The sequence below is a fragment of the Halobacillus andaensis genome, assembly GCF_014636475.1.
GTDB lineage: Bacteria > Bacillota > Bacilli > Bacillales > Halobacillaceae > Halobacillus_A > Halobacillus_A andaensis.
The window spans coordinates 47,839-61,901 of record NZ_BMEL01000001.1 but is presented as its reverse complement, the minus strand read 5'-3'; the positions used below and the strand labels follow the sequence as shown (position 1 = coordinate 61,901).

Annotated in this window: 14 protein-coding genes; 2 read left to right on the top strand and 12 right to left on the bottom strand. The window is 39.7% G+C overall.

Going from position 1 to position 14,063, the window contains the following annotated elements; translation table 11 throughout:
• Positions 1-19 precede the first annotated feature (19 nt).
• The 7 genes from IEV27_RS00315 to IEV27_RS00285 all read right to left on the bottom strand — a co-directional run bounded on the left by IEV27_RS00315 (position 20) and on the right by IEV27_RS00285 (position 6,186).
• The gene (locus tag IEV27_RS00315) at positions 20-1,570 is read right to left on the bottom strand and encodes a polyamine aminopropyltransferase (protein WP_188375474.1); all 1,551 of its coding nucleotides are present in this window, start codon (positions 1,568-1,570) and stop codon (positions 20-22) included.
• A gap of 87 nt (positions 1,571-1,657) precedes the next feature.
• Positions 1,658-2,053 carry a DUF350 domain-containing protein gene (locus tag IEV27_RS00310; RefSeq protein WP_188375473.1) on the bottom strand — a complete coding sequence of 132 codons (396 nt, stop codon included), beginning with the start codon at positions 2,051-2,053 and terminating at the stop codon, positions 1,658-1,660.
• Positions 2,054-2,066: 13 nt separating this feature from the next.
• A complete protein-coding gene (locus IEV27_RS00305) occupies positions 2,067-2,732 on the bottom strand; it encodes a DUF4247 domain-containing protein (protein WP_188375472.1) in 666 nt (221 codons plus the stop codon).
• A gap of 65 nt (positions 2,733-2,797) precedes the next feature.
• Positions 2,798-3,466 (bottom strand): PspA/IM30 family protein, encoded by a 669-nt coding sequence (locus IEV27_RS00300; protein WP_188375471.1) that lies wholly within the window; start codon positions 3,464-3,466, stop codon positions 2,798-2,800.
• A gap of 12 nt (positions 3,467-3,478) precedes the next feature.
• A complete protein-coding gene (locus IEV27_RS00295) occupies positions 3,479-3,994 on the bottom strand; it encodes a DUF4178 domain-containing protein (RefSeq protein WP_188375470.1) in 516 nt (171 codons plus the stop codon).
• A gap of 136 nt (positions 3,995-4,130) precedes the next feature.
• Positions 4,131-5,249 (bottom strand): alanine dehydrogenase, encoded by a 1,119-nt coding sequence (gene ald, locus IEV27_RS00290; protein ID WP_188375469.1) that lies wholly within the window; start codon positions 5,247-5,249, stop codon positions 4,131-4,133.
• Between the two features lie 178 nt (positions 5,250-5,427).
• Positions 5,428-6,186 carry an SDR family oxidoreductase gene (locus IEV27_RS00285; RefSeq protein WP_188375468.1) on the bottom strand — a complete coding sequence of 253 codons (759 nt, stop codon included), beginning with the start codon at positions 6,184-6,186 and terminating at the stop codon, positions 5,428-5,430.
• 244 nt (positions 6,187-6,430) lie between these two features.
• Between IEV27_RS00285 and IEV27_RS00280 the strand changes: the two genes are divergently transcribed.
• On the top strand, positions 6,431-6,877 hold the full coding sequence (locus IEV27_RS00280) for a universal stress protein (RefSeq protein ID WP_188375467.1): 447 nt from the start codon (positions 6,431-6,433) through the stop codon (positions 6,875-6,877).
• A gap of 52 nt (positions 6,878-6,929) precedes the next feature.
• On the opposite strand, the gene IEV27_RS00275 is transcribed toward IEV27_RS00280, so the two are convergent.
• The 4 genes from IEV27_RS00275 to IEV27_RS00260 all read right to left on the bottom strand — a co-directional run bounded on the left by IEV27_RS00275 (position 6,930) and on the right by IEV27_RS00260 (position 11,324).
• Positions 6,930-7,442 (bottom strand): MogA/MoaB family molybdenum cofactor biosynthesis protein, encoded by a 513-nt coding sequence (locus IEV27_RS00275; protein WP_188375466.1) that lies wholly within the window; start codon positions 7,440-7,442, stop codon positions 6,930-6,932.
• A complete protein-coding gene (locus IEV27_RS00270; protein ID WP_188375465.1) occupies positions 7,442-8,266 on the bottom strand; it encodes an EcsC family protein in 825 nt (274 codons plus the stop codon). The genes IEV27_RS00275 and IEV27_RS00270 overlap by 1 nt, the downstream gene beginning before the upstream one ends.
• A 755-nt stretch (positions 8,267-9,021) precedes the next feature.
• A complete protein-coding gene (locus IEV27_RS00265) occupies positions 9,022-10,209 on the bottom strand; it encodes an acetate kinase (protein WP_188375464.1) in 1,188 nt (395 codons plus the stop codon).
• Between the two features lie 122 nt (positions 10,210-10,331).
• Complete coding sequence (locus IEV27_RS00260; protein WP_188375463.1) at positions 10,332-11,324, bottom strand: class I SAM-dependent methyltransferase; 993 nt, start codon at positions 11,322-11,324, stop codon at positions 10,332-10,334.
• Positions 11,325-11,551: 227 nt separating this feature from the next.
• Between IEV27_RS00260 and IEV27_RS00255 the strand changes: the two genes are divergently transcribed.
• Complete coding sequence (locus IEV27_RS00255; RefSeq protein WP_188375462.1) at positions 11,552-12,355, top strand: NAD kinase; 804 nt, start codon at positions 11,552-11,554, stop codon at positions 12,353-12,355.
• 42 nt (positions 12,356-12,397) lie between these two features.
• Here the strand turns inward: IEV27_RS00255 and IEV27_RS00250 are convergent, their stop codons facing one another.
• Positions 12,398-13,987: an amidohydrolase gene (locus IEV27_RS00250; protein WP_188375461.1), complete on the bottom strand. Its 1,590-nt coding sequence runs from the start codon at positions 13,985-13,987 to the stop codon at positions 12,398-12,400.
• Between the last annotated feature and the right edge of the window lie 76 nt (positions 13,988-14,063).

The following is a 14,063-nucleotide window of genomic DNA, read 5'->3' as shown; positions in this document are numbered from 1 at the left end:
ACCACTCCTTAAAGTTAAATTAATAATTTTGCCAAGCCTGTTCATATTTTTGAATCAAGTTCGGATGGATTAAGGTATTGGGGTCTAATGACACAGACTCGCCTTCACTGTTAACGATTTCCCTATCTTCATCTTTTCCAAACACCGTCATAGATTGCAATAGTTCCTTCGTTAAAAACTTTGTGTCTTGAGTAAGTTCAATACCCTCTACATCTATTTTATTTCTACTGGCCATAATAAATCCCCAGTTGCCAAAGCTTGGTATATCGACGTGAAAGTTTTCTACGTTCAAACCAGTATCCCTTACAGTTTCATCGATCGTCCAATACACCTCTCTCGCAAACACTGGACTAGTAGCCTGAATCATTGCTGCCCCGCCGGGTTTCAAGTGATTACGCACTAACGAATAGAATTCTCTTGTATATAGTTTGTTCAAACTTTCGTTATTAGGATCAGGTAAATCAATGATCACTACATCAAAAAACGCATTCGTATCTTCCAAAAACTTGAATGCATCTCCATTCTGAATTTGAACACGTTCATCATCTAATGCATCTTCATTTAACTGCTTCAAGTGAAAATTTGTAGAGGCAAGCTCTGTTACTGCTGGATCTAAATCGACGATAGTTAGCTGCTGCACGTCACTATATTTTAATACTTCTTTAGCGGCGATCCCATCCCCGCCTCCAAGAATAAGGACATCTTCTTTCTTATCCGCCGCTTCCATTGGCGGATGAACGAGAGTTTCATGATATCGATGCTCATCCGTTGAGCTAAACTGAAGAGAGCCATCTAAGAATAGCCGGGTATCTTCTTGATCACGAGTAAGAATAATTTTCTGGTAAGCACTATCCTCACTATAAACAATCGGATCTTTATATAATTTTTGCTCAAAAGAGAAAGCCATTTCCTCTCCAAAAAACAAGCCGGCTACGAGTAATATACCGATAAAAGCGGCCGCCGCCGTATGGATCGAAATCCGCTTAATTTCTTTGCGAAATAAATATAGGACAATAACAGCAACGGATAGATTAATACAAGCTACGAAAAATGCACTTTTCACCATTCCCATTTGCGGGCGCAAATAAAAAGCAAAAAGCAACCCACCGATTAACCCTCCTGCATAATCTGAAAATAATACTCTTGCTGTACTCCGGCTTAATTCGACTCCAATCTCACTGGCTTTACGAATAAGTATAGGGAGTTCGAGTCCGGTTAACGCTCCAATTGTAAAAGTGACTAAATATAAGAAGAAGGCATCCGTTCCTTCAGGGGCAAAAGCTGTCATTCCAAACATCGTAAAGCTTGAAAATCCACCGATCAAGGCCACCATAAATTCTATCCAAATAAAAGTCACAATGAGATTTTTCATGACTTTTTCACTTATACTAGCACCTATTCCCATGCCAGTCAGGAAGAGGCTGATTGTAATCGTGTACTGCTTAACGCCATCCCCTAAAATATACGATCCTAGGGCTCCAAACAAAACCTCAAAGATAATCCCGCATATCGACACAATTCCTGAAGCCCAGTAGATAAGCCGGCTTTTTTTTATTCCATCAGTTTCCATCCTGTTTCACTCCGATAATCAATGCTGTGTTTCCCATTAAAAAGCCACTATGTTTACATAGCGGCTCTCCTTTTTTCCTATTCTACACTATGTAATAGAGGCACCAATAACTAAAGCAAGTCCGATCGAAACCCCTATGGAAATAATTCCAACAGCCGTGTTGTTGTTCTTCAACTGAGTTTCCACAGAAAATTTTCTAGTAAATAATTCAAATAACAAGTAAGCAATCATTTGAAGCACTACACCGCAAGCACCCCATAATAATGTATCCCAAATGGTAAAACTGTGATAAATAGCAAATGAAAGAACGATACAAATACCAATAACCTTACCAGCAATTGACATTGCTACAGCCTGATTTCCAGCCTTTACCTCTTCCCAATCTTTGTACTGTCTTGTAAGTCCTTCAAAAATAAATAAACCTATAACAACAACAACGATCCCAATGGCAAAATAACCTATTGTAGCTAACAATGGTTCCATAATAATTCCTCCTTTATTTTCCTGTTCCAGGTCCTCCACCGCGATTTGATGAACCTCTAAAAGAACCTGAATTTGATCCACCATACATAGAGTAACCGCCATAGCACCCGCCTTCAGACTGACAGCGCGCTTCTCTTCGATTGGCCCAATCGCTAGAACCCAGCATTCGATTTAACAAAGAATAAGCCAACAACCCTTGAAAGAAACTTGGTGAATAGTTATTACGAACAAATTCGTCACTTGCAAGTTCAATAAGAATAAGTCCAGGCTCCTCTTCACTCTCTTGTAAAATAACAAATTCGTCAGGATAGATTAAAACTTGTTTTCCTTCATCCCGGTCACTAACTTCTTCAGGTTCAATTTTGTTTTCAATTTCTTCCGCCGTTTCTGGAAGGGTTAAGTTTTGAGTCATAAATATTTCAGAATGACCTTCATCCGTTTCTACCGTGTCAAGCAGCGGAAAGCTATCGCTAAGCAGTTGTCTGATCGACGTAGCTTCTGATTGATCAATAGAATTAAGCACTTCGCTCTTTGAAGGTTCACTTGGTAACTCTTCATATGTATCTTGAGCGTTTGATCCTGACATCCCTCTTGATCCGTTCCCCATCGAACCAAAAGCATTATAGCCAATCACAATAGCAATGAGCACCACAATAATCACTCCTGCGTAATCCCTCAATTATAGTTCCTCCTCTCCATAAAAATGAGATGTGCCTGAACGAACGTCAGGCACAAATAAAATCTTTATTTATTTAGCTTTTTCTTAAGAGCAGCAAGTTCATCATCTACATTATCTTTGTTATCTAACTCGTCAAACTCATCATCAAGCGAGCGATTCGATTGGGAAAGATCCTCACTCGTCTCCGCCTCTGCTTCATACTGCATCACGCGTTCTTCCATACGTTCAAATCCTTGACGAGATTCATCACTTCCAATATTAGACATCGTACGGTTCATTTTCGTACGTGTTTGAGCTGATTCTGCTCTAGCTTTAAGCGAATCTTTCTTCAGCTTCATTTCCTGGTATTCTTTTTTCATCTCATCTAGTTTCTGACGAAGGTTATTAGAATCCTGTTCCGCACGCTCATAAGAATCTTTAAATTGATCTGCTTGCTGCTGCTGGTTGTTCTTATCTTCTAATGCACGGCGGGCTAAATCATCATTTCCAGATTCGATAGCTTTCTCCGCTTGTTTCATTCGTTTATCTGCTAAAGCCTGAGCGTCATCATATTTACGCTTAAGCATCTTTTCATTGGCAATCTGTTTAGCTACAGCTGTTTCTGCTTCACGAATATCGTTTTCCATATCGCGCATAAACTGCTCTAACATTTTCACCGGATCTTCCGCTTTATCTAACATTGAATTTAACTCACTACTTACGACAGTTTTTACACGGTTAAAAAATTTAAACATTTAAATTCCTCCTTAGTTATTCGATCCCGCAATTATTTTAATTTCAAATTCCTCAATATCAAACCCGTAGCTTACCTCTATCTCACTTCCCCATGACTCTAGTGACAAATACGTTTCTTCATCTTCAGATAGATACTCGGCATAGCGTATTGTTTGACCGTTTACGTTTTGGCTGCGGCCTTCACCTACTACATACGCTTCTCCCTCCTCATCCTTGTGATAAGTCATGTCTTTGTAATTAATTTTATCAGGAAAAGAATTCGTTGGCAGTTTTACGGTCTCGTAAATCCCAATCTCTAATTCATCATCCATTTCTGCTGAGAGCCACTTTATGTTCCTGCCTTCTAGCAATTGATAAGAAAACCATTCGTATCCGCTATCTCGATAAGTGATTTTTCCTACCACTTCATAATCCACAAGATCATACGTGATAATATCACCTATTTGGATATTTAACGCGTTCCGTTCTTTCACTTCTCCTCTATCTTTGTCCTGTTGTTTTGAAAATAACCTTGAAAAAAAGCCCAAGTCTCCACCTCTCCTTCACCTTTGACCTTGCTTATCTTTATTTACGATTGACTGTCAATTTTGTTTCACTTAAAGTACATTTTATCAAAAAAATATAAAAACAGCAGAACATTAGCATGTCCTGCTGTTTTCTTCGTTATTTCATAAGTAAATCCTTTGCGTTCGCATATTCAAAACCGTGCGCTTCCGCAACCGCGGCATATGTGACGAATCCGTCTAATGTGTTGATCCCTTTAAAAAGAGCTTCATTATCTAAACAAGCTTTTTTGTATCCTTTATTTGCTAATTGCAACGCATAAGGGACCGTTACATTCGTAAGACCGAGCGTTGAGGTTCTCGGAACTGCTCCGGGCATATTAGCTACAGAGTAGTGAAGCACTCCATGTTTCTCATAGGTTGGGTTATCATGAGTTGTAATACGATCTGTCGTTTCAAAAATTCCACCCTGATCAATAGCTACATCAACGATCACTGATCCTTCAGGCATATCTTTAACCATTTCTTCAGATACAATTTTAGGCGCTTTAGCACCTGGGATAAGTACAGCACCAATCACTAAGTCTGAGTGCTTCAAGGCTTCATGTATGTTTAATGGGTTAGACATCATTGTATTAATTTCTTTTCCAAAAAGATCATCTAATTGACGCAGACGATCCGGATTCAAATCAATAATTGTTACATCAGCACCTAAGCCAACAGCAATTTTAGCAGCATTTGTTCCTACTACACCACCGCCTAGAACCGTTACTTTCCCCCGACTCACACCTGGAATTCCAGAAAGTAAGACTCCCCGGCCGCCATGCGTTTTTTCCAGGACTTGTGCCCCGATTTGAGATGCCATTCTGCCCGCCACTTCACTCATTGGTGTAAGCAAAGGCAGGGAACCGTTAGCAAGCTGCACCGTCTCATAAGCAATTGCCACAACCCTGCTTTCCACAAGTGCCTTCGTCAATTCTGGTTCCGGAGCTAAATGTAAATAAGTAAATAGAATAAGTCCTTCATAAAAATAATCATACTCTTCAGGTAATGGTTCCTTTACTTTCATAACCATCTCCTGGCTCCAAGCCTCTTGAGCACTCCCCACAATACTGGCTCCGGCTTCGATATATTGCTCATCAGTAAATCCTGAACCTAAGCCCGCGCCTTTTTCTAAAAACACTTCATGGCCTTCTCCCACTAAACTTACTACACCAGCAGGAGTCATCGCTACTCGATTCTCATTATTTTTCACTTCGGTAGGTATGCCAATTTTCACAGTTATACAACCTCCCCATTCCTATGCAGTTTTCATCCAGGACTATCCAGTCCGTTTCTACTATAACACCAAAGTTAGAGAGTGGATAGCCGATTCAATTGTAAGCACTTACATTGTACCAAAACTATCCTATACACCCTATACTTCTAGAAATAATAAGAATTTTCTATTTTTTTCATTAGCGGAATCGATGAATGACGTCCATTCCTCCAGTTACTTCATAAATGGTACCAGTAATCATATCGGAATCCTCTTGACAAAGAAATTCAATGGAGCGTGCTATATCTTCTCCTGTTCCAGGTCGGCCGATCGGTGTCTTCTCATCACTATTTGATCGACTTTCCTCTATGGAAGCTTCCTTCATTTGGCCTGTGATATTCCCGGGACAGATCATATTTGAAGTAATCCCATGTTCAGCTTCTTCAAAAGCGATGCTTTTCGTCAAAGAGACGAGCCCCACCTTAGCAGCTGCAAAAGCCGAGCGATAAATCCATCCTGGTGCAGACCCAGCACCTTGAAACCCATAATGAATAATCCGGCCGAATTTTTGCTGACGCATAAAAGGAATAGTTAACCTTAATAGATGAAACGATGCATCTAGGTTTCCACGAATCATCGAATCCCATTCATCCACTGTATAATCCATAAGTTTTTTTCTTTCAAATATATAAGGTCCGGCATTGTTTATCAGAAAATCAATACGCCCAAAACGATTCATTGTTCCTTCTACGAGCTTTTCTAATTCATCTATATTTCTTACATCTACACGGACCACCATGATACGATCCTTCATATGAGCATATTTCTCTAACAGCTCTTCCGCTTTAGAACGGTCTGTTAGATAAGTTACAGTTACTGAATGACCTGCATTTAGAAACTGCTCTGTCACTTTTCTTCCTAACCCCTTTGTTCCTGCGGTGATAATTGCATGTCTCATTACTAGTCCTCCTTAAGCGATCCTTATCACTACAAATAGGTTAACGCTTGCAGATAATTCACAACTACATTCTATTTTACTGCACTATTTGATACTTTAACTTTACTACAAATGAAAGAAACTTTTCACAGGAGACGCTCGAAATCAAAATGTTGCAAAAGTTCATGAAAAAGTAATATCTATCCCCACTGTTTAATTGGAAGCATGATATAATTAAGGTAACAAAAGGAAGGGAGCGTTCACGATGACATTTGAATACAAAAATATAGTTGTAGCGGTCGATGGTTCTGAAACAGCGGAGGTCGCTTTTAAAAAAGCAATTGATATCGCAAATAGGAATGACGCTCAGCTTATTTTATCTCATGTTGTTGATACTAGAGCTTTTTCAACGGTAGAAGCTTATGATCGTTCACTTGCTGTTCGTGCAGAGAAATACGCCAAAGAACTCCTGGAAGAATATCAGCAAAAAGCCGAAGATGCAGGTGTCAAAAACGTAACCGTCAGTATTGAATACGGTTCTCCTAAAGTAAAAATTGCAAAAGACGTCGCACCCAAATTTAAAGCTGATTTAATTATTTGCGGGGCAACTGGTCTGAATTTAATGGAGCGTTTCTTTATCGGAAGTGTCTCCGAGCATATTACAAGATATGCAACCTGTGATGTTCTCGTGGTAAGAGAAGCAATCAAGTAATTATTATTTTTCTTAATAAAACAGCTCCTTCATTTAGAAGGAGCTGTTTTGATTATACATCTTTTTTTATTTCTCGTACGACATGCTCAATTTCTGGACGAATCAGTTTGTTCATGGCTAGCTTCACCGCTCCACTGGATCCTGGCATGGAAAAAATACCAGTATCATCAGCTACCCCAGCAGTTGCTCGTGATAAAATAGCTGCAGATCCAATATCTTCGGTATAACTCAACATGCGAAAGACTTCTCCAAATCCCGGAAGTTCTTTGTCAAACAACGGAGTCACTGTCTCTATTGTGACATCACGTTTAGCGATCCCTGTGCCACCATTCGTTAAAATAACATCCACATCTGCATTAGCCATGCCATAACGCACGGCTTCTTTGATTTTAAGATGATCATCTTTAACAATGAGATGCTCAACAATTGTGTGATGATCATTTTTTAAAGCTTCAGCAATATAATTACCACTTTTATCTGTCTCTTTTGTTCGAGTATCACTTACAGTAATGATCATGCATCGAACCGACGATGGCGCTTCTCTTTTATGTTGTTCAACTGACACTAAATCCCCTCCTGTTGTATAAGATGACGATATTGATAAAATTTCGTAGCAAATTCAGAAATCCTCTTCGTTAAATTGTAATTCGATTGGGCACCAATGGCCACACTTACTAAAGGTATTCCTTGAAAAAGTTTCTTTCTAAACATGAGTATAAATAAAGATTTAAACGTTTGTTTTAATGGCTGCTCGATCCAAGTGGAACCTGTTAACTCATCTTCTCCCTCATACACATAGGGAGAAGGGTTATGTCGTACTTCTTCAATAAGCTCCTCCCAAGCAGCCCCCTGCAACCGTTTAGGTAAAGTAGCAGCATGAAACACCTTTAAGGAGAGCATCATTTCGTAAGGATGATTCATTTCATGGCCAAAAGTTAAACCGACTAACTGTACAGTACGAAGGTTCATACCTAACATTAATGGAAAATCCACCCCTAATAAAAATAATCCACCTGTCCCAGTAAGTCCACCTTGAGCAAAGGAATAAAGCCGGCTTCTTGCTGTTTGTTGATCAGCTATGTAAGTTAATTGATCAACGTTAAGCTTTTTCATATCATTCATCTGCTTTATATCACTTTCAAAAATTCGTCCAATGGTTAAAATACGTTCTCTGGCTTCCATTTGAAAATTTGTTCCTTGCAAGAAAGCGTGAGTATGAAACAACCAATCATCCAGCCTAGAGAAAAATTTATCTTGTAGGGCAGGACTTATTTGTTGAAAGGAATCTTGAATCCAACTAGCATAAATCATTTCAAAATCATTCGCTTCATAATTCAATCGCTGCTCTTCCCAATTTTTAATTTGCTCATATACCCTTTGTGAAGACAAACGTATCCCTCCTTTGTCATTCCTCTTATTTCTATTGTATCCATAATATGAATATTTGAAAAATAAGTGAATGCGTTTTTAGATAGATTGAGACGTTCATTGCTGGCCAATTACTCTATCAAATCTTTAATTAATCGATAAAAAACAGGTTAGCTTTTTAAGCTAACCTGTTTTCAGAATGTCGAAAAAGCATGGATGGGTGTAAACGTGGCGTCCTGGTTCCTACATTAGTCTGGAGAAGAGGAACAGGAAAAGCGCCGCTTTCCGCGGGGCAAGACGGAAAGTCTCCTCGATCTGCGATCTCCGGGGCCTCTCCTGTCTGCTCATCCCGCAGGAGTCGTCTCTTTTTCCGTTCCTTTTTATATCATGAGGCGCACGGAACCATCGTATAATGGATGCCCTGAAAGACTCTGATCTATAAGGAAACGGATTTTCAGTCCTTTCCACTAGCGGCTTTAATGGAAAAAGGGTTTTAGGAAACGGCGAAACTCCTATAGGAGATACGAATAAGGTGTGACCCCGGAAGGCTGATAAAGCCTGAGAAGTTCTTAAATAGGAAGTTCGATTAAGTTCGGCACATCGTGTGCCAACATCGAACGACCCCACGTCCTGTGGGGCCATGGAAAGGGAGTCGATTCCTAAAACCCTTTCCTCATCCTAATGAAAGAAATGTTTACACTTTAGAGGTAAAAGAGAGAACTAAGGTTTCTCTACAACCTGAAAACAGGTTAGCTTTTTAAGCTAACCTGTTTTTATTACAATCCTTTTTCCACTGTATCACGAGCAATCATTACTTCTTCGTTTGTAGGAATGATCATTACTTTAACAGGAGAGTGCGGATAGTTAACAAATGCTTCTTTTCCACGTACTTGGTTTAAAGCAGGATCCCAATAAACGCCCATAAACTCAAGTCCTTTTAAAACACGTTCACGGATGGATGTACTATTTTCACCGACACCTGCCGTGAAAATAATACCGTCAATGCCGTGCATACGCGAAGCATAAGATCCGATATACTTGTGAATTCGAGCGGCAAAAACTTCTAGTGCTAACTCTGCACGCTCATCGCCTTCAGCAGCTTTTTGCTCTATATCGCGTAAGTCACTTGAAAATCCTGATAAAGCGAGCATACCACTCTCTTTGTTCAGTACATCCATCACTTCTTGCGCAGATTTACCCGTTTTTTCCATAATAAATGGAATTAGTGCAGGGTCAATGTTTCCAGATCGGGTCCCCATAGTTACTCCGGCTAGCGGAGTGAAACCCATGGACGTATCAATTGACTGCCCACCTTCAATTGCAGCAATACTGGCACCGTTACCAAGGTGGCATGAAAGCAGTCTTAACTGCTCTAACGGACGGCCAAGCATTTCTGCTGCACGCTCAGATACGTACTTGTGAGATGTTCCGTGGAAACCGTATTTACGAATGCCATATTCTTCGTAGTACTCATATGGCAAGCTATAAAGATAAGACTGTTCAGGCATCGTTTGGTGAAACGCTGTATCAAAAATAGCTACATGGGGTACATTTGGCAATACTTCACGGAAAGCACGAATTCCTGTTAAGTTTGCCGGGTTATGAAGAGGAGCTAAATCAGATACATCTTCAATTTCTTGAATAACTTCATCTGTAATCAGTACAGATTCGCTAAAACGCTCTCCTCCGTGTACCACGCGGTGACCTACGCCATCAATCTCATCAAGAGATTCAATAATACCGTGCGCAGTCAGTTTTTCTAACAGCATTTTGACGGCTACTGCGTGATCCTCGATGTCTGTGACAGTTTTATCTTTTTCATCATTGAATTCAATTGTAAAAACTGAATCCTGTATTCCAATTCGTTCAACTAATCCTTTAGTTACAACGGTTTCTTCAGGCATTTCAATCAACTGAAATTTTAGTGAAGAACTACCGGCGTTAATTGCAAGAATATTATTCAACGTTGTTCATCCCCTTAAATATAGGCTCGCTTCTTTCTACCAATACCATTTAATCACCCGAATCCTTCAATTTCAAGGTGGAAACTAATTGATAACGTTTACTTGTTATATTTTTTATTTTCTCACAATTTACCCGATTTATAATCGTCAAACCATTGGTTCATTTGAGATAAAATATCCGCCATCGCATTAGGGTTTTTAAATGAAGGAAGCTTGGCCAGTAATGCTTGTTTAGGCGGCTTCGACCCCTTACCCTTTTTCTGTAAGATGAGAATACTTTTTCCGTGTTTCTCATCTTTAAACAGAGACTCTGAAAGTTGAAGCATTCCTACGATATGGGCCCGCTCTCGTAAAAATTCATTTAGAGCCTGTGATTGATCACTATCAAATAAAAAGTTTGGCACAATGAACATCAAGTAACCTTCTTCATTGGTATAATTCAAACTCTGTTCAATCAACAAATGATGAGCATAAGAATGTCCTTCTTTTGCCTGGAGTTGATATTTTGCAGCCTGTATGTCATCAGGATAATAACCAACAGGCAGGTCACCAATGACGAAGTCAACAGGTTCCATGAGAAATGGCCGTAAACTATCTTGATGAAAAAATTCAATTTGATTTTTTTGTAGGTTTGCATTTGCGACAGCCAGTTGAATTAGCGTTTGATCCACTTCACTTCCATAGGCTTTCACATTCATATCTAATTGATTCATGACCGACGTAAGCAAGTTGGCTGTACCGGCCACAGGATCAAACACCTTCACGTTATCTTTACCTTCTAATATTTTCGAGGCAACATACCCCATAAACATCGCTACAGAGTCCGGAGTGATTAAGTGCTGTTGTTGTGTAGCATCCTTCATCCCTTTTAAAATAGCTAATTGAACCGCTTTTCTAACTTCTTCTCTTTCATATTCTTCTTTATTCACCTTAACAAGCTGATTCGTTAATTTAGTTTGCAATGCTTCATCCAGATCATCGTATGGCTGACCATGGAAGATCGTATCTAACGTTTCTGCTAGAGCTTCTAAATAAGTAATATTCATATCGTTTTCAATTGTTAAAGATGTTTCATCAATCCATTGAAATAGGGTTTCAACATTTTCCTGCTTCATTCTTGATCCTCCGTTTCCATATAAAAAGACGCTATTGTTCCGAAACAACAAGCGTCTGTCAATTTCACACTTCATTCTACCTATAACCATACCGAATATAGTAAACAACTTCAACATTTCACTATATGAGATGTTCGTTAATTTGTCCAGCTAAATGGTCCACGCTATCTATTCACGTGATGAAATGATAAAATACAACCATGAAATCGTTAACAGGAGGTTTTGAAATGTCTAATGACCGTAGAAATTTATATTTTTACTATCACCCTAATGATCAATTAAACGAGCAATTAAAACCTTTATTTGATTTAGCTAAGGAAAACAATTTTGAAATTGTGGAAGAATCGAAAGAGGCAAACATTATTATTGCAATAGGTGGAGACGGCACATTCTTACAAGCCGTTCGAAAGACGGGTTTTCGTCAGGATTGTTTATATGTTGGAGTTCGCAGCGAAGATGAAGCCGGGTTATATTGTGATTTTAACTTAAATAACTTTAATGAAATGGTCGACTCTATGCTCAATGCCGAATTAGAAGTTCGTCGCTTCCCTGTTATTGAAGCTAGAGTGAACGACGAATACAGCTTTCATTGTTTAAATGAATGCAGCGTTCGTTCTACGTTAATTAAATCCATTGTCATTGACGTCTATATTGACGATATTCATTTTGAAACTTTTCGCGGAGACGGCTTAATTGTGGCTACGCCTACAGGAAGTACTGGATATAATAAGTCGATCAACGGTTCAGTTGTGGACCCTAAGATCCCTTGCTTCCAAGTAAGCGAACTAGCTTCCTTAAATAATAACCGCTACCGCACCCTTGGGTCGCCTTTTATCTTAGGAGCTGAACGGACATTAAAATTAAAAGTCATTCAAGACGGCAACGATTTTCCTATTATTGGCATGGACAACGAAGCTCATTCGATAAGGAATATTCAGGATGTCACTGTCCAATTGAGTGACAAGCAAGTCAAAACCGTTAAGCTTAAAAATAATTCATATTGGGAACGCGTACAGCGTACTTTTTTATAGTAAATAAAACACATCCAGCTCATTTAGGCTGGATGTGTTTTATTAAAATCTTTGATACATAATCTCTCCATCTACAATTGTCATTGTAACCGTTGCCTCAGCTAGTTCATACGGTTTTAGCTGGAATAAATCACGATCTAATACTGTAAAATCTGCTTTGTAGCCTTCTGATATAATACCTTGGGAATCTTCTTTTCCAATGGCATAAGCGCTCCCCGTTGTGTAAAGAGCAATGGCTTCATAAACAGATAACCGCTCCTCTGTCTGGTAAGATTCATTATCATAGCTAGATCGACGATCAACTGCTGCCCGAATGCCTAGCAAAGGGTTGATTTCTTCAATCGGAGCGTCAGACCCTCCAGCGCATACGACCCCTGCATCTAGTAGTGTTTTCCATGAATAGGATGTCTTCAGTCGAATGTGGCCCAATCGATCAATGACCCATGGAAAATCAGAGGAAACAAATGTTGGCTGGATATCTAATATAATATTTAATTTTTGTAATCGCTGGATAAGCGCTGGATTTAATATTTGCGCATGGATCAGCCGATCTCTTTCGCCCGTTTTTAATGGGTGCGCTTCAATCATATCGATCACTGCTTCAGCAGCGGCATCCCCTATAGCATGGACAGCTACAGGCATATCTCGTTCTCTAGCCTTCAATAGGAGGTTCTTAAGCTCCTCAGTTGAATGGATCGCCACCCCTTTGTTGCCCGGATCATCTGCATAATCTTCAGACAGCCATGCCGTTCTTCCGCCGAGCGCTCCATCTGCAAAAACTTTCATAGCCCCTAGCTCAACAAAGTCATTTCCTTTCTTAAAACCAAGCCCTTCCTTATCCATAGCTTCTACCACTTCATGATGGACAAGCAAATGAGCACGGAATTTTATTTTCTCTCCATCAATTACTTTATCATAAGCGTTTAACGTTTTTTTAAATCCTCCATAGTAATTTAAATCTTCACTATGTCCTCCGACGAGCCCAAAAGCGTGCATATCCCGGACGGCCAATTCAGTTGCATGCGACAGGTATTCAGGAGTTACTTCGGGCATTGCTTGCTTAATTAATTCTTGAGCCTGATCCAAAAAATATCCGGTAGGTTGGCCCTCTTCGTCTTTAACGACTACTCCCCCTTGAGGATCTTCTGTAGCTTTAGTAACTTCAGCTAATTCCATGGCTTTAGAGTTAGCTAACAAAGCATGGCGGCAGACGCGGGTAAGCATCATCGGATGTTCACTGGACACCTGGTCCAATTCCTTTCTATGTATTACCCGCTTGTCTTCCCACTGATTTTCATTCCAGCCGTCTCCAATAATCCATTCCCCTGGCATTAGCTGCTCAGCATGTTGACGCAGGGCTTGTAATACCTCTTCAGCTGATTTTAGAAAGGAGAGGTCTAACCTCATTAGTCGTTCTCCATGACCAATAATATGCAGGTGGCTGTCGGTAAATCCGGGGTACATGACTGCCCCTTTTAAATCGTGTTCTACCTTTATACTTTTTTTATAGGCAGCATATAAATCCTGTGTGCAGCCTGTTGATATAATAGTACCTTGTTTCGTAACAACAGCTTCTACCCAGTCTCCTTCATTCTTCATAGTATAAATCTTGCCGCCATACCATAACTCCATTAGGCGCATCTCCCTTCTCAGGCAATCAATTAGTGTTATGAAAACTCCTTGCAGAAATAGCTGCCAGGAGTGATCT

Bases quoted from the DNA above. Each gene is read 5' to 3' on its own strand.
- IEV27_RS00285 (WP_188375468.1), bottom strand. From the start codon at position 6,186: ATGAGACATGCAATTATCACCGCAGGAACAAAGGGGTTAGGAAGAAAA.
- IEV27_RS00315 (WP_188375474.1), bottom strand. From the start codon at position 1,570: ATGGAAACTGATGGAATAAAAAAAAGCCGGCTTATCTACTGGGCTTCA.
- IEV27_RS00280 (WP_188375467.1), top strand. From the start codon at position 6,431: ATGACATTTGAATACAAAAATATAGTTGTAGCGGTCGATGGTTCTGAA.
- IEV27_RS00310 (WP_188375473.1), bottom strand. From the start codon at position 2,053: ATGGAACCATTGTTAGCTACAATAGGTTATTTTGCCATTGGGATCGTT.
- IEV27_RS00255 (WP_188375462.1), top strand. From the start codon at position 11,552: ATGTCTAATGACCGTAGAAATTTATATTTTTACTATCACCCTAATGAT.
- IEV27_RS00300 (WP_188375471.1), bottom strand. From the start codon at position 3,466: ATGTTTAAATTTTTTAACCGTGTAAAAACTGTCGTAAGTAGTGAGTTA.
- IEV27_RS00260 (WP_188375463.1), bottom strand. From the start codon at position 11,324: ATGAAGCAGGAAAATGTTGAAACCCTATTTCAATGGATTGATGAAACA.
- IEV27_RS00250 (WP_188375461.1), bottom strand. From the start codon at position 13,987: ATGGAGTTATGGTATGGCGGCAAGATTTATACTATGAAGAATGAAGGA.